The following is a 21,658-nucleotide window of genomic DNA, read 5'->3' on the forward strand; positions in this document are numbered from 1 at the left end:
CTAAATGAATTTTTTACAATTCTACGACCGTCATACTTCCTGTATCCACATCGTAAATAGCACCAGAGATAATGACATCGTCTGGTATTAGGGGAGACTCGATAAGGAGTTGCATATCCTCACGTACACTCTCCTCTATATCTTGGAAGGGCAAAAAATCCTGATCTGACACATCGACACCCAATTCTTCCTTCAAATACTCCTGAAAAGGGCCATTTTCAAAGGTCTGAGCACCACAGTCTGTATGGTGCAGCACCACAATCTCTCTTGTCCCCATTTGTTGTTGGGAAATAACTAGCGAACGAATCATGTCCTCAGTCACTCGACCACCTGCATTCCGCAAGATATGAGCATCTCCAAGTGCCAATCCCAAAGCTTGCGCAACGTGCAGACGAGAGTCCATACAGGTCACAATGGCAACTCTTGTTTTGGGTTTAAGTGGCAGATTTAACTGCCCATGTAGGGCAACATAAGCCTGATTGGCTTGCATAAACTGTTCAAAATACGACATGATTCCCTCCTCGAAAATTTGATAGTCAAATATTTCTCCTATCTTATCATTTTTAAGAGGATTTGTCACAGATTAAGCAAAAACCTTTTTCAAAACTTCCTGAATCGTTGTCACCCCAATAACCTGAATTTCCTTAGGTGGAGTGATTCCTGTCAAGGAATTTTTGGGTACATAAATCTTAGTAAAGCCCAGTTTAGCAGCTTCATTGATGCGCTGCTCGATACGATTGACACGGCGAATCTCTCCAGTCAAGCCCAGTTCGCCTACAAAACATTCCTGAGGGTTGGTTGGCTTGTCTTTATAACTCGAAGCAATGGCAACTGCAACGGCCAAGTCAATGGCAGGTTCATCCAATTTGACACCGCCAGCAGATTTGAGATAGGCGTCCTGATTTTGCAAGAGAAGACCTGCCCGTTTTTCCAAAACAGCCATAATCAAGCTAGCACGATTAAAATCAAGTCCTGTCGTAGTACGCTTGGCATTTCCAAACATGGTCGGTGTCACCAAAGCCTGAACTTCCGCCAAAATCGGACGCGTCCCTTCCATGGTCACAACGATTGATGAACCAGTTGCTCCATCCAAACGCTCTTCTAGGAAAACTTGACTCGGATTGAGGACCTCAACCAGACCACCCGACTGCATCTCAAAAATCCCAATCTCATTAGTGGAGCCAAAACGGTTTTTGACCGCTCTCAAAATACGAAAGGTATGGTGGCGCTCTCCTTCAAAGTAAAGCACTGTATCCACCATATGCTCCAACATACGAGGCCCAGCTAAGGTTCCTTCCTTGGTCACATGACCTACGATAAAGATGGCAATGTTATTGGTCTTGGCCAGTTGCATAAGCTCAGCAGTCACCTCACGCACTTGAGAAACAGATCCCTGCACCCCTGAAATCTCAGGAGACATAATAGTCTGGATGGAATCAATAATGAGGAAGTCTGGTTGGATGCGCTCCACCTCAGCTCGAACACTCTGCATATTGGTCTCTGCATAGAGATAAAACTCGCTATCAATATCACCCAATCGCTCTGCTCTTAGCTTAATCTGCTGGGCAGATTCCTCCCCACTGACATAGAGAACCGTCCCCACTTGGGACAACTGGGTTGAGACTTGTAGGAGAAGGGTTGATTTCCCGATTCCAGGATCCCCACCAATGAGGACAAGACTTCCCGGCACCACTCCGCCTCCAAGTACACGGTTGAATTCCTCCATCTCTGTCTTGGTTCGATTGACATTGATGGAGGTCACTTCAGCCAGTTTCATGGGCTTGGTTTTCTCACCTGTTAAAGACACACGCGCATTCTTGACCTCGGCAACCTCAACCTCTTCTACAAAAGAAGACCAAGATCCACAGTTGGGACAACGTCCCAGATATTTAGGGGAATTATACCCACAATTTTGACATACAAATGTCGCTTTTTTCTTTGCGATGATAAACCTCTTTCTATATCTCTAACTCACACTCAATCACTTGGCAAAAATCAATCTTCTCATTTGGTACAAACTGGCGCATGAGCATTCGATGAGCAACAACTACCACAGTCTGGTGTTCTCTATACTTAGACATACATTCTAGAAACCGAGACTTCATCTCCGCAGCTGTCTCATATTGAATAGGACTATTAGGAAGTAACTCCCCATGATTTTCTAGAAATAGTCTTCTAGCCTTTTCAAAATTATCTGTGCCACTTTCATAGACCTGCCATTCGTGTAACAAAGCCTCCACCCTTAAAGAAAGCCCAGTAGCACAGGCCACGTAAGAAGCCGTTTCTAAAGCTCTTGTGACTGCAGAAGATATGATTATTTCAGCAGAAGGAAGTAAAGGATTTTTGCTCAGTTCTTGGGCTTGCTGCCGTCCCTCTTCAGACAAGGGTGCCAAATCTATCCCAAATCCCGTATAAGAACGCTCCTCTAACTCACAATAATCTGGCTCCCCGTGACGTACAAAGATAATCTTCATCCTAGTTCCCTGTCGAACCAAAACCACCAGTCCGCACGCCATCAGCCGCATCTCCATCTGCAATTAAGAAAGGAGCAAAGACAGCCTGAACAACACGTTCCCCAACTTCAAGAACAACATCTTGATCTGTAATATTTTTCATCTGAGCAAAAATATGCCCTTCATTCCCAGGATTTCCATAATAATCCCCATCAATGACCCCAACTGAATTAATCAAGACCAAGCCCTTCTTACGAGGATTTGAAGAGCGATCATAAAGGTAAAGAACCTCAGTCGGCTGCATATAAGCCTTAACCCCTGTCGGAACCAAGACAATCTCTCCTGGCGCAATAACCGTACGCACAGCAACCTTTAAGTCGTAACCAGCCGCATGCGCTGTCTCACGCTTGGGCAATAAATTTTCATCTGTAAAATTCGAAACCAATTCAAAACCACGAATTTTCATCATCTTCTCTTTTCTATTATCATTTATTCTAGATTATTCTATCTTATTTATTCGCAAAAAGCATGAAAAAAAGAGCACACAATTCAAATCGCTTAGGGCTGCTGGATTCCTCCCCTGACCCGCTTCACGCAGAACTGTTGCTCCACTATTTATTATATCACATTCCTATTCATTTTAAAAGCAAAATTATTTTTTCCGTCTATTTCTAAAAAAGTCCTGCATAATAGCTGCGCATTCATCTTCCAAAATTCCTATTTCAACCTCCACACGATGATTGAGACGCTCATCTGTCAAGATATCGTACAAACTTCCAGCAGCGCCAAATTTCTGGTTTTTAGCCCCATAGACCACGTTTGGAATACGGGCGAGTCCAATCGCCCCACTACACATGACACAAGGCTCAATGGTCACAAAAAGCGTGCAATCCAGCAAGCGCCAGCTCTCCTCATTCAAGTTCGCATTCTCTATTGCCATAATCTCCGCATGCATAACCGCTCGCTGCAATTCCTCACGCGCATTATGCCCACGACCAATGATTTCCCCATCTTTGACAATCACACAACCAATTGGAATTTCATCGTGTTCTAAAGCAATCTCAGCCTCTCTCAAAGCCTCCCTCATAAAGATTTCTTTTTCTTCAAGCGTATAATCCATCTCTTTTCTCTTTTCCTACTTATCGATTTTATTATTATATCATGAATCCCAACACAAAAAAAGCCACCGAATGCGGTGACTCTATAGGGAGATTATTATGAAAAAGAAAAGTTTAGGATATTTGTTACAACAAGTTAGGAGGTCTTCTTGTAACTGTCTATAGTATACCCGACCTATCTTAAACAAATCTTAAAAATCTCTTACGACCAAACACTTTCTAAAATATTTGTTTGTTCACGACCAGGACCTACTGAGAAAGTAGAAATACGAACGCCAACCAATTCGCTCACACGACGAACATAGTTACGCGCATTCTCAGGAAGCTCTTCCAAATTACGAACTCCAGTGATATCTTCTGACCAACCTGGCAACTCTTCATAGATAGGCTTGCAACGTTTCAATTGCTCAAGACTAGCTGGATAGTAGTCAATACGTTGACCATCAAGATCATAGGCCACACAGATTTTTACTGTATCTAAACCACTCAAAACATCGATAGAGTTCAATGAAAGGTTAGTGATACCAGAAACACGGCGGCTATGACGCATCACTACTGAGTCAAACCAACCCACTCGACGTGGACGACCAGTTGTTGTACCATATTCATGACCTACTTCACGGATACGTTCTCCCACTTCATCAAACAACTCAGTTGGGAAAGGACCGTCTCCTACACGACTCGTATAAGCCTTACATACACCTACAACCTTGTCAATCTTACTTGGACCAACACCAGAACCAATTGTCACACCACCAGCCACAGGGTTTGATGACGTAACAAATGGATAAGTACCTTGGTCGATATCTAGCATAACACCTTGGGCACCTTCAAAAAGGACGCGTTTACCGTTATCAAGCGCATCATTCAAGATGACAGATGTATCTGTCACATATTTCTTGATTTGTTGACCATATTCGTAATACTCTTCAAAAATATCATCGAAAGCAATCGCTTTACTATCATACAATTTTTCAAAAAGACGATTCTTTTCAGCAAGGTTACGTTCTAAACGCTCACGGAAAATGTCTTTATCCAAAAGATCTGCGATACGAATTCCCACACGAGCAGCCTTGTCCATATAAGCTGGACCAATTCCCTTGATTGTAGTACCAATCTTATTGTCGCCCTTAGCTTCTTCTTGCAAACGGTCTAACTCGATATGATAAGGCAAAATAACATGCGCACGATCAGAAATACGCAAATTATCAGTTGTTACACCTTCCTCATGAAGATAGTTCAACTCTTTTACAAGAGATTTAGGATTTACAACCATACCATTCCCGATAACAGAGATTTTTTCAGGGAAGAAAATCCCAGATGGAATCAAGTGCAATTTAAACTTCTTACCATCAATCACAATCGTGTGACCTGCATTATCACCACCTTGGTAACGCGCAATCACTTCTGCATTCGCTGAAAGGAAGTCTGTAATCTTCCCTTTACCTTCATCACCCCACTGGGTACCTACAACAACAACTGAAGTCATAATCTTGTCTGAGCCCTCAGGCTCTTCCTTTCTCACATACATGGCAGGACTCTCACCTGCAATTATATCTTACAATTTATTATAAGAAAAAATCGCCTTTTTATCAAGAAGAAACAATAGAAAGATTTGCTATTTCCAACTATTAAAAAATGTTTTAGAAAAATAACCAGCTATTTATCATTATCTTTCTATAAAATAATAAATTTGTTCGGAAATTCACTCAGACTATCTCAACAAGAAATAAAACCTTGTTTCATTATCATCTTTTCAAGATACAAACGATAAGCAACACGATAATGGTAAACAATAAAATCCCTACGACACCCAATACCATATCTCACTAAATAATAAATTAAAAATTTAAAATGAAAATGTTCCCAATCAAAATTATCACCAAATACAGTACCATACTCTTCTTCAATATTTCTATAAAAATCCGCCATCTGCTCATAAATTTTTTGTAGCATAAATATATACTCCTTTTCTTTTTATGACCTTTATTCTAACAAAAAATTTAAAACATTAAGTATCAATTCCTGAATTGTTAAAATACCAGCCTCAACAAGATAAAAAATAGGAAAAGTTGACAGAATAGAAGCAAATTTACTACCTGAATTTCAAAAGATTAAAGTCCTAAAAAGACCGCCTGAAAATCTTTGGGTAAAACCTATTATACCTATAATATTTATATATATGTATTGTGGATTTGATTTTGTAGTATAAAAAATTTCGGTAACTTCCACTTTACTGGCCGAAGTGGAAGTTAGTCTAAAACGGATTTTTATGGTGGAATTAAGTGTAAAACGTTTGAGTTAGAAATGAGATCAACTATGACAAAACATAAACACCTTACCCTTTCAGACCGCAATGATATCCAACTAGGTTTAGAGCGCGATGAAACCTTCAAAACTATTGGGCATTCATTCTAAAAGACCCAACTACTGTTTCTAAATAAAGAAAACAAACGAAATAGGCAAGTCCGAGAGTCTAGCTATAATAACCTTCCTTTCCCTCTACTCGATGAGGTTACCTTTATTTGTAATAGGTGGCCTAAAAGAAGGCAAAACTGTAGTTATCAAAAAATATTCTACTGTCGAATCTCGTGAAGGCATTCCTCTCAACTCTCAGACTTTCTGGGACATGGATAAAGTCATTTCTGATGGGGGTAAAAAGGGATAACATATCTATACTCATAACCTTGTGTCAGCTCCTCAACCGTCTATAACCGTCTATCAACATATCCGATTAACTCAGAAAGACATCAATCTCTTCTGTTCGTATGTCAACAGTGTCAAACGTGCTGCTTTGAATTGAAAGTCAGCCTATGAACTCTTTGCCTTTACTTATGAAGAGGAGATTCCTACTTCCACAATACTCTAACATAATTAATAAAAATTAACCTTTACCCCCATTCAAATGTCTCACACTAACTTTCACCATAGCGAAACTTAATCTGAAATGCTTTCAGATGAGGGGATTTTTATCGCTCTGAATATCAAAAAAGAAATGACGAAATTTGTCCTTTCTAGATCTTATACTCAATGAAAATCAAAAAGCAAACTAGGAAGCTAACCACAGATAGTACTTGAGTACAGCAAGGCGACATTGACGCGGTTTGAATTTTATTTTCGAAGAGTATTAGCTTTTCTTCAACCCACTGCAATTGACAAAGAGGCAAATTATTTCAGGATTCTTTCAAAGCATTTTCAAATCAGTCAAATCATGACCACCCGTCAAACGGGTGGTTTGTCCCAGGGCTATAAGCCCAAATTACTAGCCAGCGCCTAAAGACGCTGGCTTTCACTTTGTTCAAGCCTTATTGCTCTTGACTCGTCACTTGCCTCTCAAAGAGGCTTTAGTATTACTTACCACTATCCCTAAAGGGATCCTCATACTCTTTTACACTTAATTTATCTAGTGCTATATCATGCTTTACTCGTTCTCAAATATCCTTGGTGGAATACTTACTAACATGTGTACATGGTCTGGCATTAAGTGACCCTCGATAATTTCAACTCCTTTATAACTACACAAGCGATGAAATATTTCACTTAAACTACTTCGATATTGATTATAGATAACTTTTCGTCTATACTTAGGGGTGAACACAATGTGATAGAACAGTGCCACTTTGTGTGCGATAAAATATGAGGCTTTTGTGCCATATTTTTTTCCTTTCGCTTTACAATTGGCTTGAACACCTTTATTGTATCGCGTTTGGAGTTTTTTGGGGTATAACCTTCGACGCACACCCGCATAGCGGGTGGTTTTTTTGTCTCGCACCTAACGGAGCGAGACGAACTGAAAGTCACATAACAAAAAAAGAGGTTTAAACCTCTTATCTTTATGACTCCGCCAGTAGGACTCGAACCTACGACATCATGATTAACAGTCATGCGCTACTACCAACTGAGCTATGGCGGATTAAAGCTAAGCGACTTCCATATCTCACAGGGGGCAACCCCCAACTACTTCCGGCGTTCTAGGGCTTAACTTCTGTGTTCGGCATGGGTACAGGTGTATCTCCTAGGCTATCGTCACTTAACTCTGAGTAATACCTACTCAAAATTGAATATCTATTCAAATTAAGAAAACCGTTCGCTTTCATATTCTCAGTTACTTTGGATAAGTCCTCGAGCTATTAGTATTAGTCCGCTACATGTGTCGCCACACTTCCACTTCTAACCTATCTACCTGATCATCTCTCAGGGCTCTTACTGATATAAAATCATGGGAAATCTCATCTTGAGGTGGGTTTCACACTTAGATGCTTTCAGCGTTTATCCCTTCCCTACATAGCTACCCAGCGATGCCTTTGGCAAGACAACTGGTACACCAGCGGTAAGTCCACTCTGGTCCTCTCGTACTAGGAGCAGATCCTCTCAAATTTCCTACGCCCGCGACGGATAGGGACCGAACTGTCTCACGACGTTCTGAACCCAGCTCGCGTGCCGCTTTAATGGGCGAACAGCCCAACCCTTGGGACCGACTACAGCCCCAGGATGCGACGAGCCGACATCGAGGTGCCAAACCTCCCCGTCGATGTGAACTCTTGGGGGAGATAAGCCTGTTATCCCCAGGGTAGCTTTTATCCGTTGAGCGATGGCCCTTCCATACGGAACCACCGGATCACTAAGCCCGACTTTCGTCCCTGCTCGAGTTGTAGCTCTCGCAGTCAAGCTCCCTTATACCTTTACACTCTGCGAATGATTTCCAACCATTCTGAGGGAACCTTTGGGCGCCTCCGTTACCTTTTAGGAGGCGACCGCCCCAGTCAAACTGCCCGTCAGACACTGTCTCCGATAGGGATCACCTATCTGGGTTAGAGTGGCCATAACACAAGGGTAGTATCCCAACATCGTCTCCTTCGAAACTGGCGTCCCGATCTCATAGACTCCTACCTATCCTGTACATGTGGTACAGACACTCAATATCAAACTGCAGTAAAGCTCCATGGGGTCTTTCCGTCCTGTCGCGGGTAACCTGCATCTTCACAGGTACTAAAATTTCACCGAGTCTCTCGTTGAGACAGTGCCCAAATCATTACGCCTTTCGTGCGGGTCGGAACTTACCCGACAAGGAATTTCGCTACCTTAGGACCGTTATAGTTACGGCCGCCGTTTACTGGGGCTTCAATTCATACCTTCGCTTGCGCTAAGCACTCCTCTTAACCTTCCAGCACCGGGCAGGCGTCACCCCCTATACATCATCTTACGATTTAGCAGAGAGCTGTGTTTTTGATAAACAGTTGCTTGGGCCTATTCACTGCGGCTGACTTAAAGTCAGCACCCCTTCTCCCGAAGTTACGGGGTCATTTTGCCGAGTTCCTTAACGAGAGTTCTCTCGCTCACCTGAGGCTACTCGCCTCGACTACCTGTGTCGGTTTGCGGTACGGGTAGAGTATGTTTAAACGCTAGAAGCTTTTCTTGGCAGTGTGACGTCACTAACTTCGCTACTAAACTTCGCTCCCCATCACAGCTCAATGTTATAGATATAAGCATTTGACTCATATCACACCTCACTGCTTAGACAGACTCTTCCAATCGTCTGCTTTAGTTAGCCTACTGCGTCCCTCCATCACTACATACTCTAGTACAGGAATATCAACCTGTTGTCCATCGGATACACCTTTCGGTCTCTCCTTAGGTCCCGACTAACCCAGGGCGGACGAGCCTTCCCCTGGAAACCTTAGTCTTACGGTGGACAGGATTCTCACCTGTCTTTCGCTACTCATACCGGCATTCTCACTTCTATGCGTTCCAGCACTCCTCACGGTACACCTTCTTCACACATAGAACGCTCTCCTACCATACCTATAAAGGTATCCACAGCTTCGGTAAATTGTTTTAGCCCCGGTACATTTTCGGCGCAGGGTCACTCGACTAGTGAGCTATTACGCACTCTTTGAATGAATAGCTGCTTCTAAGCTAACATCCTAGTTGTCTGTGCAACCCCACATCCTTTTCCACTTAACAATTATTTTGGGACCTTAGCTGGTGGTCTGGGCTGTTTCCCTTTCGACTACGGATCTTAGCACTCGCAGTCTGACTGCCGACCATAATTCATTGGCATTCGGAGTTTATCTGAGATTGGTAATCCGGGATGGACCCCTCACCCAAACAGTGCTCTACCTCCAAGAATCTTAATGTCGACGCTAGCCCTAAAGCTATTTCGGAGAGAACCAGCTATCTCCAAGTTCGTTTGGAATTTCTCCGCTACCCACAAGTCATCCAAGCACTTTTCAACGTGCCCTGGTTCGGTCCTCCAGTGCGTCTTACCGCACCTTCAACCTGCTCATGGGTAGGTCACATGGTTTCGGGTCTACGTCATGATACTAATTCGCCCTGTTCAGACTCGGTTTCCCTACGGCTCCGTCTCTTCAACTTAACCTCGCATCATAACGTAACTCGCCGGTTCATTCTACAAAAGGCACGCTCTCACCCATTAACGGGCTCGAACTTGTTGTAGGCACACGGTTTCAGGTTCTATTTCACTCCCCTCCCGGGGTGCTTTTCACCTTTCCCTCACGGTACTGGTTCACTATCGGTCACTAGGGAGTATTTAGGGTTGGGAGATGGTCCTCCCAGATTCCGACGGGATTTCGCGTGTCCCGCCGTACTCAGGATACTGCTAGGTACAAAGACTATTTTAAATACGAGGCTATTACTCTCTTTGGCTGATCTTCCCAAATCATTCTTCTATAATCTTTGAGTCCACATTGCAGTCCTACAACCCCGAAGAGTAAACTCTTCGGTTTGCCCTCCTGCCGTTTCGCTCGCCGCTACTAAGGCAATCGCTTTTGCTTTCTCTTCCTGCAGCTACTTAGATGTTTCAGTTCACTGCGTCTTCCTCCTCACATCCTTAACAGATGCGGGTAACAGGTAGTACCTGTTGGGTTCCCCCATTCGGAAATCCCTGGATCATCGCTTACTTACAGCTACCCAAGGCATATCGTCGTTTGTCACGTCCTTCTTCGGCTCCTAGTGCCAAGGCATCCACCGTGCGCCCTTATTAACTTAACCTTATTTTTTGACCTTTCAGTCATAAACTCTTATTAATACTACAGCGTTTTCGGTTTATTTTCTTGTTACTATTTGATATAGATATTCAATTTTCAATGTGCATTACTTGGTGATCTCTCACCAATGGAGCCTAGCGGGATCGAACCGCTGACCTCCTGCGTGCAAAGCAGGCGCTCTCCCAGCTGAGCTAAGGCCCCACAAGACCTCTCAAGACTAAACAAGACCAATGCGCAGTTCCTTTTCCTTAGAAAGGAGGTGATCCAGCCGCACCTTCCGATACGGCTACCTTGTTACGACTTCACCCCAATCATCTATCCCACCTTAGGCGGCTGGCTCCTTACGGTTACCTCACCGACTTCGGGTGTTACAAACTCTCGTGGTGTGACGGGCGGTGTGTACAAGGCCCGGGAACGTATTCACCGCGGCGTGCTGATCCGCGATTACTAGCGATTCCGACTTCATGTAGGCGAGTTGCAGCCTACAATCCGAACTGAGACTGGCTTTAAGAGATTAGCTTGTCGTCACCGACTTGCGACTCGTTGTACCAGCCATTGTAGCACGTGTGTAGCCCAGGTCATAAGGGGCATGATGATTTGACGTCATCCCCACCTTCCTCCGGTTTATTACCGGCAGTCTCGCTAGAGTGCCCAACTAAATGATGGCAACTAACAATAGGGGTTGCGCTCGTTGCGGGACTTAACCCAACATCTCACGACACGAGCTGACGACAACCATGCACCACCTGTCACCTCTGTCCCGAAGGAAAACTCTATCTCTAGAGCGGTCAGAGGGATGTCAAGACCTGGTAAGGTTCTTCGCGTTGCTTCGAATTAAACCACATGCTCCACCGCTTGTGCGGGCCCCCGTCAATTCCTTTGAGTTTCAACCTTGCGGTCGTACTCCCCAGGCGGAGTGCTTAATGCGTTAGCTACGGCACTAAACCCCGGAAAGGGTCTAACACCTAGCACTCATCGTTTACGGCGTGGACTACCAGGGTATCTAATCCTGTTTGCTCCCCACGCTTTCGAGCCTCAGCGTCAGTTACAAGCCAGAGAGCCGCTTTCGCCACCGGTGTTCCTCCATATATCTACGCATTTCACCGCTACACATGGAATTCCACTCTCCCCTCTTGCACTCAAGTTAAACAGTTTCCAAAGCGTACTATGGTTAAGCCACAGCCTTTAACTTCAGACTTATCTAACCGCCTGCGCTCGCTTTACGCCCAATAAATCCGGACAACGCTCGGGACCTACGTATTACCGCGGCTGCTGGCACGTAGTTAGCCGTCCCTTTCTGGTAAGATACCGTCACAGTGTGAACTTTCCACTCTCACACTCGTTCTTCTCTTACAACAGAGCTTTACGATCCGAAAACCTTCTTCACTCACGCGGCGTTGCTCGGTCAGACTTCCGTCCATTGCCGAAGATTCCCTACTGCTGCCTCCCGTAGGAGTCTGGGCCGTGTCTCAGTCCCAGTGTGGCCGATCACCCTCTCAGGTCGGCTATGTATCGTCGCCTTGGTGAGCCGTTACCCCACCAACTAGCTAATACAACGCAGGTCCATCTGGTAGCGGTGCAATTGCACCTTTCAAACAGTTGTCATGCAACAACTGCTATTATGCGGTATTAGCTATCGTTTCCAATAGTTATCCCCCACTACCAGGCAGGTTACCTACGCGTTACTCACCCGTTCGCAACTCATCCGGAGAAGCAAGCTCCTCCTTCAGCGTTCTACTTGCATGTATTAGGCACGCCGCCAGCGTTCGTCCTGAGCCAGGATCAAACTCTCATTAAAAGTTTGAGTTCTCACTCATTTCTGTCACTGACAGATTTATTGTTTTTTCATTGTTCAGTACTACAACCTTAGTTGTAGTGCCCTGCACATTGGTTCGTCTTGTTCAGTTTTCAAAGGTCTTTGTCACTCACTTCTCTCAAGTGACAACTATATTAGTATATCACAGTCGCTTTCGCTTGTCAACACTTTTTTGAAACTTTTTTAAGTTTTTTTGAAACTTTTTTTCATCAAGTGTTCCAACCGCAACATACCATAGTCCGTACGGGATTCGAACCCGTGTTACCGCCGTGAAAAGGCGGTGTCTTAACCCCTTGACCAACGGACCAGAGTTGTTATTTTCAACTCTTACTATTATACAGCCTTTTTGTTTTTTGTCAACTACTTTTTTAAACTTTTTTCAACTTTTTTAAATTTGACTATTTTATCCCAATAGCAAACTCTTTAAACACAATACGTAAATCCCTTAATACTCTTTGACGTCCTCGAAAACGTTCATTTCTTAAAACACGTTCTAACTCTTCTTGTTTTTCTTTACTTTGTTCCTTGCTATACCTCTGTAATGTTTCATGAAAGAGATAATAATCATCCAGCCAGAAACCTCCCTCACTTATACGATGACTTATCTCACCTACTTCTTCATATGGTTCTTTATCATATCTTCTTTTTTGACTTTCTTGCTTACGGATATAGTCTAGAATTCGATTCCGAAACTTAGTCTTAAAATATTTCCTTAAACGAGGAATATCTTCTACTATTCCTTCTTCTTTACTAATCAATTCATGCAAGCAAATCATTCCCTCTTGCTCCCAATCCGATAGCTCCCATAAATGCAAGTAATATTCATTTCTACACTTGTACACAATTCCCTGAACTTCTTGATACAATTCTTTAATCATAATGTTCTCCTTTCTAGATACAGTTTAACAAATCATGGAGCTAATTAGGTTTATTCCCCCATTCTGCTTTCTACACCGTCTCAACTGCACAAAAAAAGAGAGATCCTGCCTCTCTCAATGTCATTAATACTCAATTATTTTCAAAACGCTTTTTTCCAATCCTTGAATCACTTCTTGCAGCTTATCAATAACAGCCTCCAATGTTTGGAAAGCCTTATTTTTAAAACCTCGTTTTCGAATTTCTTTCCAGACTTGTTCGATAGGGTTCATTTCTGGTGTGTAAGGTGGGATAAAAGTCAACTCAATATTACTTGGAATCTCTAAGGTACTTGATTTATGCCATATAGCATTATCCATTACAAGTAACATATAGTCGTCTGGATAAGCTTGTGAGACTTACTGTAGAAATTCATTCGTCCACTCAGTATTGCATCCTCCAGCAATAAGGAAGAAGGAATCTCCTGTCTGAGCATCTACTGCCCCATAACAATAGCGATATTCTCGCATATAGTGACTAGGAATGCTAGATTGGATTCCTTGAGGAGCCCAACAAGAACTCATCTTACTGATTCTCCCGAAACTAGCTTCATCTTGGTACATCAAGCGTACTTTGTTATAAGCCCCCTCCTCTTTAAAGCGCTTACTTAAGATTTCGAATGTAGATTTTATTTTTAGACGTCTCAATTGTCTGAGTGTCTGCCTTCTTGGGAAGTTCAGGGCGAGGAGTGACTGTTCGCCAACCATGGCGTTTCAGGAGATAATAGAAACCATCACGTGTGGAAGTGCGACCAATCTCTCTTGGATAGGCTTCGAATAACTGATTGACAGTTACAAATTCCCCAGCCTGAGCAGTTTCTATATGACGTTTTAGAAATGCTTGTTCTTCTTCGTAAGTCATATATTCTCGATGACGTCCACCATGGGTCTCTTGAAGAAGCGCTTCTAAACCAAACTCCTTATATTTTTTCAAATTCCTCCAAACAGTTGTTTTATTGCAATCTAGCAGATCCATAATTTCCTTATAACTCTTTTCTTTTGAGCTAAAATAAATAATCTGTAGACGTTTGTGATATTTGGCGTACGATGAATCTCTTAGGAGTTCTTCAATTTTTTGTCTTTCTTCGTTTGTAAGTTTCATAACTACTATCTATAAGATGTTTTTTGAGATTTATGTAACTCTATAGATGAAATCAACTACCGATTGATCTTTTATCTTTCTTGGATATTTTCGATTCGGTCGAATAATAGATAACTGTTTCTTGAGATAGTTTTTCAACTGGAGAAAAAAGGGAACCGTTAAAAAACAAACGGCAGGCATAAGTCGCATCTGAGAAACACACTTTATATCTTTGTTTTTTGTGACTACTGTCGATGGCAACTTGCGAGGTTACCCAACGACAAAAGTTAAAATTTGTAAAGCGAGCAAAGATTTCTTTGAGAATCCCTGCCTTCTTTTTGGCGTGAAAATTGACCAATCCAATACTGTATTTCAGGTCACGAAAACTAGTCTCTATGCCCCATCTACTGGCGTAGAGATTTTTTAATTCTTGGACTGAATAGCCCGTATTTGTCACTAAAGTTTCGTATTTTCCTTTTTCCACTTCTAAACGCACCATACGAAAAGGAAGTTGGTATAGTTCAACAGGGTCATGTTTTCGACTTGTTTCTGGAAGAAAATCAAAAGTAGAATTGTGTGGAATAAAATGATAGTCATTGGGAAAATCACGATAACGTTTTTTAAACTGCTTGGTTTGCTTTCGTGATAATGTTAGAGAAAATGTTTGCTCAAAACACTCTGTATTTGGCAAGTTGAAGGAAGAACACATAGATTGTTTCCCATCTCGAATGCGGATAAGGTAAAGCCAACTTTTTTTTGAAGATGAGCCATGCGATTGTAACTTTCATATCCTCTATCCATGATAACAAGAGCTTTCTCGAAAGAGAGAAGTCTTCATCATCTGAATCAGAGCTAAGCGCTCATGTTGCGTATGTTTGTCTTGAATAGAAACATCTCTTTATCCTCCAGTCGTCAAGTCGTATAGGGTATTTATGTGCATGAGATCATAGGATTTAACATCTTTTTTGTTTAGATAGAGGTTTCTGTATCTATAGGATTTCTAGGAATACAGATATCACTCCCATCAGCAGCGAATATTAGGAAATCAGTGTTGAGTGAAATAGGTGCTGTAAATTCTTTAAATAGGGCATAGAAAGCTTCAGGTTTTATTGATAGCGTCTTTGAACAAAGTCTGAATTTGAAACTGTCAGTTTGGCATCTAGTAATTCTTTTGACAGTGATTTCCCGCCCATTCCCAGAATTGTACGAATCATAGTTTCTAGTGATAAACTTCTTTTACGAATAAAGACCTGTTCATCTTGTTTGACGAACTCAACTTTTTTACCAAGGATACTCTGAATACTCTTATCCAAGTGAGCTTTTATCTGTTTTATCATGAGAAATACCTCCTTAACTATAAGTTTATCACATAAAAAAGAAACCCAAATACAGAATTGTATTTGAATTTCTTAACTTAACGACATTGGCGCCTCTCTAAGTGTTATTTTTCGTCATTCATTTTTGACTTCACTTCATCATAAGATAATGCATGTGATTCCTCTTCTACTGTTTCAGGCATCTTTCCTGTTTCGTAAAGAGACTTAATTTGTGTACTATCCAATGTTTCGTATTTCAATAATGCTTCTGCAATCAACTTGTGAGTTTCACGATTTGACTGAATAATTTCAGCAGCTTTATTTCGTGCTTCATTCAGTAATGAACGAACTTCTTCGTCAATTTCATAAGCTGTTTGTTCTGAAATTGATTTTTGAGGGCTTTGTGCACCAAACATGGCATGATTTCCTTCATATTGAACTGGACCAAGTTTTTCACTCATACCGTACTCTGTAACCATTGCACGCGCCATTTGTGTAGCTTGTTCAAAGTCGTTTGAAGCTCCTGTAGTTTGGACATTAAAGATAATTTCTTCAGCTACACGTCCACCCATTAAGCCAGCCAATTGCTCTTTCATATCTTCTTTAGATAGAAGCATTTGGTCTTCCTTAGGAAGTGCAATCATATAACCGCCTGCACGTCCACGTGGTACGATAGTAACTTTATGTACAACACGGGCATTCGACAAAACTAGACCAACAATGGTATGTCCTGCCTCATGATAGGCAACTAATTCACGTTCTTTTTGTGAAACAGTCTTATCTTTCTTAGAAGGTCCAGCAATAACTCTATCTTCTGCTTCATCAATATCTGAGGCATCAATTATCGATTTATTGCGACGAGCAGCAACTAAAGCCGCTTCATTCAAGACATTCTCTAAATCAGCACCAACAAAACCTGGAGTTTGTTGAGCAACTAATTTCAAATCTACATCTTCTGCTAAAGGCTTGTTCTTAGCATGAACTTTCAAGATTGCTTCACGACCTTTAACATCAGGACGGCCAACCAATACTTTTCTATCAAAACGTCCTGGACGCAAAAGGGCAGGGTCAAGTACATCTGAACGGTTTGTAGCAGCTATGACGATAATTCCTTCATTTCCCTCAAAACCATCCATCTCAATCAAGAGTTGGTTCAAGGTTTGTTCACGTTCGTCATTACCTCCGCCAAGACCAACTCCACGTTGACGTCCGACAGCATCAATTTCATCGATAAAGATAATAGCTGGTGCTGCTTTTTTGGCATCTTCAAAAAGAGAACGAACACGACTAGCTCCAACTCCGACAAACATTTCTACAAAGTCAGAACCTGAGATACTAAAGAATGGAACACCTGCCTCTCCAGCAACTGCTTTAGCAAGTAATGTCTTACCTGTCCCCGGAGGTCCCTCCAAAAGAACACCTGCTGGAATACGGGCTCCAAGTTTTGTAAATCGTTTTGGATCTTTTAAGAATTCAACAACTTCAACTAGTTCTTGTTTTTCTTCCTCAGCTCCAGCAACATCTGAAAATCTTACTTTAATATCTTCTTTATTTGCAGCTTTAGCCTTACTACGTCCAAAACTCATCGGGTTACGGCTATTATTTCCTCCCATATTTCCCATCATAGAGAATAGGAAGAAGAAAAGAATACCGAATGGCACAATGGATACAAGAATATTAATCCACATACCACTTGAACTTTCATGCTTAATAGTTACTTCCGCTTTATGGTCAGAAGCAAGTTTTTGCAATTCTGATACTGTAGTATCTGAAGGAAGAATAATACTTGAAAATTTCTCTACTGTTGTAGCAGAAGGAGAAAAGAACTGAATGCCTGTTTCTTCTTTACTTGTTTTAGGATTTTTATAAACACCTGAAACTTCGATAACACTGCCATTTGGTTGGTAAGTCAATTCTTTTACATTGTCATCGGTAATTTCTTTTACCAATTCTGTATAATTAATTTGCTCACTTTTCCCTGCAACACTACCTGTACTAAAATACTGGTAACTTGTAACTAGGAAAAAAATAAGTAATAACCATAGAAAAGGATTTTTAATTAAACCATTATTTTGTTTTTTCATTAAAAATTGTTCTTTCTAATTTGAATATACTTCTTCTTTCAATACTCCAACATAAGGAAGGTTACGATAGTTTTCTTTGTAGTCTAAACCATAACCTACTACAAACTCATTTGGGATAGTAAAGCAGGTATAGTCTGCCTCAATTTCTACAACACGTCCTTCTGGTTTATCCAACAAGGTTGCAATGTTAACAGAAGCTGCTTCTCTTTCAATAAACATATCTCGCAAATTCTTCAAAGTTTGACCTGTATCAATGATATCTTCTACAAACAGAACATGTCTTCCTTTGATATCTTGAGTCACATCTTGCTTGATATTAATGACACCACTACTTGCTGTTCCACCATGATAGCTAGAAACCATCATGAAGTCCATTTCAATATGTGTATCAATATGTTTGACCAATTCAGCCATAAAAGGAATAGATCCTTTTAAAATTCCAATTAAAATCGGATTTTTTCCTGCATAGTCTTTAGTTAGTTGGGCACCTAATTTTTTAGCCGCTTCTGTAATTTCATCGTGTGAAACGAGGATTTTTTTAATATCGTTTTCTAACATTTTTTTACCTATCTATTTTTTCTATATAAAGTACAGTGTTCATTATATCATTTTTCGTGTTTTTACTCAAATTACTGGTCGCAATTCCCAAAATTGAAACAATTTCACCAAATTGCTCAATAATAAGAGCAGATTTTCGCTTTTCCATAGGGATTTTCAAATCGATAAATAGACGTCTGAGTTTTTTTCTATGTCCATTTTGAATCAAAATATCTCCTGGTTTTCGATGACGAATGTGTATGGATGTTTCCCGTGAAACAGGTACCTGCTGAATTAATTCACCTTCTAAAGGAAGTCCAAAGGAAAATAAATAACCTTGGTAAGATACCTGATTTTGATAGTGTAACACAAGTTCATCTTCCTTTTCATCAGACTGAGGACTGATTTTACAAATCCGAAACTGTTGATACTCTTTTACTAATTCATAACCATTTTTAAGTGGATGACGATACTGGCTTTTAGTCTTTAAAATTTGCCGAACTTCTTCAAACTGAGCTTTTGTAAGATTCAAATCTGGAAAACGATTCAGATAAGTTTGAAGTAAAACTCTTTGTGTAGACTCAGAGTAAGACAATAGCTGCTCTAAATTTTCTACATCAATATTCTTTGATAATTCAGCTATGGCTAAGTCATAATCTAAAATTTCATTTCCGATACTTAAGATTGCATTCCTAAATCGAGGATTTTCTTTTTCTAATTCTGGTAAATAAGAGTTTCGAATACGATTTCGAAAATAATGATTTTCCTTATTTGATGTATCTTCAAAGTGAAAAATTTGTGGAAAGTCTTTTTTCTGAAAATGCAAGAAGGGCCGAATCATTTCTATCTCTCTGACTACTTGCTTCTCCTTAATTCCTGATAGATAGCGCAAACGAGTACCTCGAATCAATCGCATCAAAATCGTTTCCACCTGGTCATCAGCATGGTGGGCAGTGACCAAGGCTGTCGCACCAGTCTTTTTCATGACCTCTTGAAAAAAATCATAACGAAAATGTCGAGCCCGCGCTTCTGAAAATTCTCCTGAAAAATTGCTGATATAAATAGGAAGCTCTGCTTCAGCAGCCAACTTCCTTATTTCCTTTTCTTCCCAATCTGATTCTACTCTCTGCTTATGATTCACATGGGCTAGAATCAATTCAATTTCTAACTCTTTTTGATAAGTAGATAATACCTTAAATAGAAACATAGAATCTAACCCACCAGAAAGAGCTAGCACCACCTTAGTATGCTTTTTGAAATATCCCTTCTTGAGAAAATGATTTAAAAAATCTTGTTCTCTCATTTTAGAACCTCATAAACATCCTTGGCTATCTGAGAAATTGTATCATAATCAGAATTTTTAGTGAAAATAGAAAGAATAAATGGAGAATCTGCGTAGACAACACCCGTATCATGCTTAAATTCGTCCGCATCTCCAATTTTATGAGCTACCTTCACAGAAACACCTTTGGTAATTCGCTCATTATCAAAATTTGTTTTAGTCAAAGACTCCAATACAAATCCATTTTGATTATAAATAGCTTCCATGACTTTCCCAGCCATTTTAGAAGAAATCAATTTTTCTTTTGGATCCCAATCATCTCCCATAATAGCAGACATATTGGACTTAAATGTTGCATCCGATTGGTTTGAAATGTAATATCCCAATAGATTATGAGCTACATTATCAGATTCTTTTGATACTTTCGTAATTAAATCTTTTAGAGAATATTCTTTATTATCCTCTTTTTTAGGAAGACTCCCACTTCCCTCTGGTTTATAGGAACCTGGAAAATCATTGACTACAGATACGTATTTTACAGTCGTATCTAACTGATAAAAACCCTCATTTATTTTTTCTTGTGCATAATAGAGATAAGGTAGTTTTAAAACACTAGCTGCATACATCTTTTCATCTTGATTGATACCAGCTTCTTTTCCAGTAGTCAGTTGCTTAACATAAATAGAGAATGAATCCTTCTGATATTTTTCAGATAACATTTCTTGAACTTTACTCATCCGATTATCTTCTTCAGAAGTTGATTCTTTAGCTACCCATCCAGCCTGATCAATATGTAGAAATTCTCTTCCTTCTACAAACATGGTCTTGTCAATTGATACTTGCGAATAAGCTGATAAGGATGATTTCTCTTCTTTTAAATCATAAGGACTATTGTATAGTTTAAAATCAGATTCTAACCATACTTTTTTTATTGTAGGAGTTACCTCTGATTGATCATATAAAAATCGTTTGTCCGCAGCTATAAATTGATGGTTGGATAGCTTAAATACCGGAATCCCTTGTTTATTTAAGCGCCACTCGGTTATTTGAAAACTTGTTTGGGGAGTCAATTTTCCAGATTCCACCACCAAATCTTCATTCGCATAGACAGGAACTTCTCCATAAACCATGGGAGAACTTAGCTTTTCTCTAAAATAAATACCAAAGTCAGATTGTGAAAGGTAATAAATTTCTTTCGAAGTATAGACGACTTCTTTTTCCGTGCTAACAGCTTTTGAAATAGTCAAAAAACTCGGTAGCAACAAAATAATTAAGAATTTACGCATTCTTCCTTTCCTTTTCTTCTTGTAAACGCAATATTTGATTTTTATCAGCCAACTCTTCCAGCTTTTCATCTGATAAACTCAAAAATTGCTCAATTACGTCTAATAAATTTTCCATTTTATCACCTTGGGAGCAAGTCAGGAATCGTATAAACAGCTTCCCGATTCTTAGAATAATAATACTTCGCTCGTGTATATTTGGCAGCATAATCCTCGTCTTTCAACTTGGTAGCAAATGCTGTCTCCTTATCCTTTTCATCACTCAAAGTTTGATACTGAGTTTGCAAGTCTGCTAATTGCTGACGTCTTTGGAGTAATTGCTGATAGCTCTGCGCTAAATTAAAAGTTGGCAAAATAAATAATAGCATAATCAAAATCAATACCCACCCCATAAAACGATTCCGTTTTTGTCGTTCTTTCACCAGGTAGCGACGACGTTGGTATTCATTTTGGATAAAAGAATTGTTTAATTGTACAATATTCTTAGACATTTTCTTCTACCCTTGTTTCACTGATAATTTCATACATGACTGCTGCATCTTCTTTTTTTGTACTATCTTTCATCTCTAGTACTTTTACAAGTAGCAACTTATTTCCAAAACGAATTTCAACTTGGTCATTAACTTTCAAATCCGTTGAACTTTTGGCCAAGATTCCATTTACCTTGATTCTGCCTTTATCTGCTACTTCTTTTGCGACTGTACGACGCTTGATAATTCGTGATACTTTTAAATATTTGTCTAATCTCATTTTTATTACCTCAACTT

15 protein-coding genes, 3 tRNA genes, 3 rRNA genes, 1 other RNA gene and 4 pseudogenes are annotated in these 21,658 nt (G+C 40.4%); 1 reads left to right on the top strand and 25 read right to left on the bottom strand.

Going from position 1 to position 21,658, the window contains the following annotated elements; translation table 11 throughout:
• Positions 1–13: 13 nt before the first annotated feature.
• From ACORHU_RS10160 to comW, 8 genes are all read right to left on the bottom strand, one after another.
• Positions 14–511 (bottom strand): beta-class carbonic anhydrase, encoded by a 498-nt coding sequence (locus ACORHU_RS10160; protein WP_004237611.1) that lies wholly within the window; start codon positions 509–511, stop codon positions 14–16.
• A gap of 72 nt (positions 512–583) precedes the next feature.
• Positions 584–1,945: a DNA repair protein RadA gene (gene radA / locus ACORHU_RS10165; RefSeq protein WP_077804517.1), complete on the bottom strand. Its 1,362-nt coding sequence runs from the start codon at positions 1,943–1,945 to the stop codon at positions 584–586.
• A gap of 13 nt (positions 1,946–1,958) precedes the next feature.
• The gene (locus ACORHU_RS10170; RefSeq protein ID WP_434364501.1) at positions 1,959–2,516 is read right to left on the bottom strand and encodes a histidine phosphatase family protein; all 558 of its coding nucleotides are present in this window, start codon (positions 2,514–2,516) and stop codon (positions 1,959–1,961) included.
• Positions 2,476–2,919, bottom strand: a complete 444-nt coding sequence (locus ACORHU_RS10175; RefSeq protein ID WP_434365182.1) for a dUTP diphosphatase — start codon at positions 2,917–2,919, stop codon at positions 2,476–2,478. The genes ACORHU_RS10170 and ACORHU_RS10175 overlap by 41 nt, the downstream gene beginning before the upstream one ends.
• A 56-nt stretch (positions 2,920–2,975) precedes the next feature.
• Positions 2,976–3,073, bottom strand: an RNA gene (gene ffs / locus ACORHU_RS10180) — signal recognition particle sRNA small type.
• A gap of 32 nt (positions 3,074–3,105) precedes the next feature.
• Complete coding sequence (tadA, locus tag ACORHU_RS10185; protein WP_049535463.1) at positions 3,106–3,573, bottom strand: tRNA adenosine(34) deaminase TadA; 468 nt, start codon at positions 3,571–3,573, stop codon at positions 3,106–3,108.
• A gap of 200 nt (positions 3,574–3,773) precedes the next feature.
• On the bottom strand, positions 3,774–5,060 hold the full coding sequence (locus tag ACORHU_RS10190; RefSeq protein ID WP_101782716.1) for an adenylosuccinate synthase: 1,287 nt from the start codon (positions 5,058–5,060) through the stop codon (positions 3,774–3,776).
• 230 nt (positions 5,061–5,290) lie between these two features.
• Positions 5,291–5,527 (bottom strand): sigma(X)-activator ComW, encoded by a 237-nt coding sequence (gene comW, locus ACORHU_RS10195; RefSeq protein ID WP_000939541.1) that lies wholly within the window; start codon positions 5,525–5,527, stop codon positions 5,291–5,293.
• A 363-nt stretch (positions 5,528–5,890) separates the two neighbouring features.
• Between comW and ACORHU_RS10200 the strand changes: the two are divergent.
• Positions 5,891–6,305: pseudogene (locus tag ACORHU_RS10200) on the top strand (helix-turn-helix domain-containing protein); the annotation flags it as partial.
• Between the two features lie 702 nt (positions 6,306–7,007).
• On the opposite strand, the pseudogene tnpA reads toward ACORHU_RS10200, so the two are convergent.
• The 17 genes and pseudogenes from tnpA to ACORHU_RS10285 all read right to left on the bottom strand — a co-directional run.
• Positions 7,008–7,225 (bottom strand): annotated as a pseudogene (tnpA, locus tag ACORHU_RS10205) (IS200/IS605 family transposase); the annotation flags it as partial.
• 185 nt (positions 7,226–7,410) lie between these two features.
• A tRNA-Asn gene (locus ACORHU_RS10210) sits at positions 7,411–7,484 on the bottom strand.
• Positions 7,485–7,489: 5 nt separating this feature from the next.
• Positions 7,490–7,605: ribosomal RNA gene (rrf, locus tag ACORHU_RS10215) — 5S ribosomal RNA — on the bottom strand.
• A 76-nt stretch (positions 7,606–7,681) separates the two neighbouring features.
• Positions 7,682–10,582: ribosomal RNA gene (locus ACORHU_RS10220) — 23S ribosomal RNA — on the bottom strand.
• A gap of 124 nt (positions 10,583–10,706) precedes the next feature.
• Positions 10,707–10,779, bottom strand: a tRNA-Ala gene (locus tag ACORHU_RS10225).
• Positions 10,780–10,830: 51 nt separating this feature from the next.
• A 16S ribosomal RNA gene (locus tag ACORHU_RS10230) occupies positions 10,831–12,376 on the bottom strand.
• The 16S, 23S and 5S rRNA genes sit together here with 3 tRNA genes alongside, the layout of an rRNA operon.
• A 253-nt stretch (positions 12,377–12,629) precedes the next feature.
• Positions 12,630–12,701, bottom strand: a tRNA-Glu gene (locus ACORHU_RS10235).
• Positions 12,702–12,792: 91 nt separating this feature from the next.
• Complete coding sequence (locus ACORHU_RS10240; protein ID WP_434364502.1) at positions 12,793–13,272, bottom strand: sigma-70 family RNA polymerase sigma factor; 480 nt, start codon at positions 13,270–13,272, stop codon at positions 12,793–12,795.
• Between the two features lie 123 nt (positions 13,273–13,395).
• Positions 13,396–14,410 (bottom strand): annotated as a pseudogene (locus ACORHU_RS10245) (IS630 family transposase).
• Positions 14,411–14,440: 30 nt separating this feature from the next.
• A pseudogene (locus tag ACORHU_RS10250) lies at positions 14,441–15,726 on the bottom strand (IS4 family transposase).
• Between the two features lie 104 nt (positions 15,727–15,830).
• A complete protein-coding gene (gene ftsH / locus ACORHU_RS10255; protein WP_000744570.1) occupies positions 15,831–17,789 on the bottom strand; it encodes an ATP-dependent zinc metalloprotease FtsH in 1,959 nt (652 codons plus the stop codon).
• Positions 17,790–17,804: 15 nt separating this feature from the next.
• The gene (gene hpt / locus ACORHU_RS10260) at positions 17,805–18,347 is read right to left on the bottom strand and encodes a hypoxanthine phosphoribosyltransferase (protein ID WP_000892170.1); all 543 of its coding nucleotides are present in this window, start codon (positions 18,345–18,347) and stop codon (positions 17,805–17,807) included.
• 4 nt (positions 18,348–18,351) lie between these two features.
• Positions 18,352–19,629 (bottom strand): tRNA lysidine(34) synthetase TilS, encoded by a 1,278-nt coding sequence (gene tilS / locus ACORHU_RS10265; protein ID WP_049535533.1) that lies wholly within the window; start codon positions 19,627–19,629, stop codon positions 18,352–18,354.
• Entirely contained in the window at positions 19,626–20,894 is a 1,269-nt protein-coding gene (locus tag ACORHU_RS10270; RefSeq protein WP_049535532.1) for a serine hydrolase, read from the bottom strand. The genes tilS and ACORHU_RS10270 overlap by 4 nt, the downstream gene beginning before the upstream one ends.
• Entirely contained in the window at positions 20,887–21,009 is a 123-nt protein-coding gene (locus tag ACORHU_RS10275; protein ID WP_049535530.1) for an SP_0009 family protein, read from the bottom strand. Before ACORHU_RS10275 ends, ACORHU_RS10270 begins: the two co-directional genes overlap by 8 nt.
• Before the next feature lie 4 nt (positions 21,010–21,013).
• Positions 21,014–21,382: a septum formation initiator family protein gene (locus ACORHU_RS10280; RefSeq protein ID WP_049535528.1), complete on the bottom strand. Its 369-nt coding sequence runs from the start codon at positions 21,380–21,382 to the stop codon at positions 21,014–21,016.
• Positions 21,375–21,641 (bottom strand): RNA-binding S4 domain-containing protein, encoded by a 267-nt coding sequence (locus ACORHU_RS10285; protein ID WP_049535526.1) that lies wholly within the window; start codon positions 21,639–21,641, stop codon positions 21,375–21,377. The genes ACORHU_RS10280 and ACORHU_RS10285 overlap by 8 nt, the downstream gene beginning before the upstream one ends.
• Positions 21,642–21,658: the final 17 nt, after the last annotated feature.

This window comes from Streptococcus sp. KHUD_015 (assembly GCF_051106265.1).
GTDB lineage: Bacteria > Bacillota > Bacilli > Lactobacillales > Streptococcaceae > Streptococcus.

Excerpts from the sequence above, each read along its gene's own strand:
- ACORHU_RS10160 (WP_004237611.1), bottom strand. The coding sequence starts at position 511 with ATGTCGTATTTTGAACAGTTTATGCAAGCCAATCAGGCTTATGTTGCC.
- ACORHU_RS10170 (WP_434364501.1), bottom strand. The coding sequence starts at position 2,516 with ATGGCGTGCGGACTGGTGGTTTTGGTTCGACAGGGAACTAGGATGAAG.
- ACORHU_RS10175 (WP_434365182.1), bottom strand. The coding sequence starts at position 2,919 with ATGAAAATTCGTGGTTTTGAATTGGTTTCGAATTTTACAGATGAAAAT.
- tadA (WP_049535463.1), bottom strand. The coding sequence starts at position 3,573 with ATGGATTATACGCTTGAAGAAAAAGAAATCTTTATGAGGGAGGCTTTG.
- ACORHU_RS10190 (WP_101782716.1), bottom strand. The coding sequence starts at position 5,060 with ATGACTTCAGTTGTTGTTGTAGGTACCCAGTGGGGTGATGAAGGTAAA.
- comW (WP_000939541.1), bottom strand. The coding sequence starts at position 5,527 with ATGCTACAAAAAATTTATGAGCAGATGGCGGATTTTTATAGAAATATT.
- ACORHU_RS10240 (WP_434364502.1), bottom strand. The coding sequence starts at position 13,272 with ATGATTAAAGAATTGTATCAAGAAGTTCAGGGAATTGTGTACAAGTGT.
- ftsH (WP_000744570.1), bottom strand. The coding sequence starts at position 17,789 with ATGAAAAAACAAAATAATGGTTTAATTAAAAATCCTTTTCTATGGTTA.
- hpt (WP_000892170.1), bottom strand. The coding sequence starts at position 18,347 with ATGTTAGAAAACGATATTAAAAAAATCCTCGTTTCACACGATGAAATT.
- tilS (WP_049535533.1), bottom strand. The coding sequence starts at position 19,629 with ATGAGAGAACAAGATTTTTTAAATCATTTTCTCAAGAAGGGATATTTC.
- ACORHU_RS10270 (WP_049535532.1), bottom strand. The coding sequence starts at position 20,894 with ATGCGTAAATTCTTAATTATTTTGTTGCTACCGAGTTTTTTGACTATT.
- ACORHU_RS10275 (WP_049535530.1), bottom strand. The coding sequence starts at position 21,009 with ATGGAAAATTTATTAGACGTAATTGAGCAATTTTTGAGTTTATCAGAT.
- ACORHU_RS10280 (WP_049535528.1), bottom strand. The coding sequence starts at position 21,382 with ATGTCTAAGAATATTGTACAATTAAACAATTCTTTTATCCAAAATGAA.
- ACORHU_RS10285 (WP_049535526.1), bottom strand. The coding sequence starts at position 21,641 with ATGAGATTAGACAAATATTTAAAAGTATCACGAATTATCAAGCGTCGT.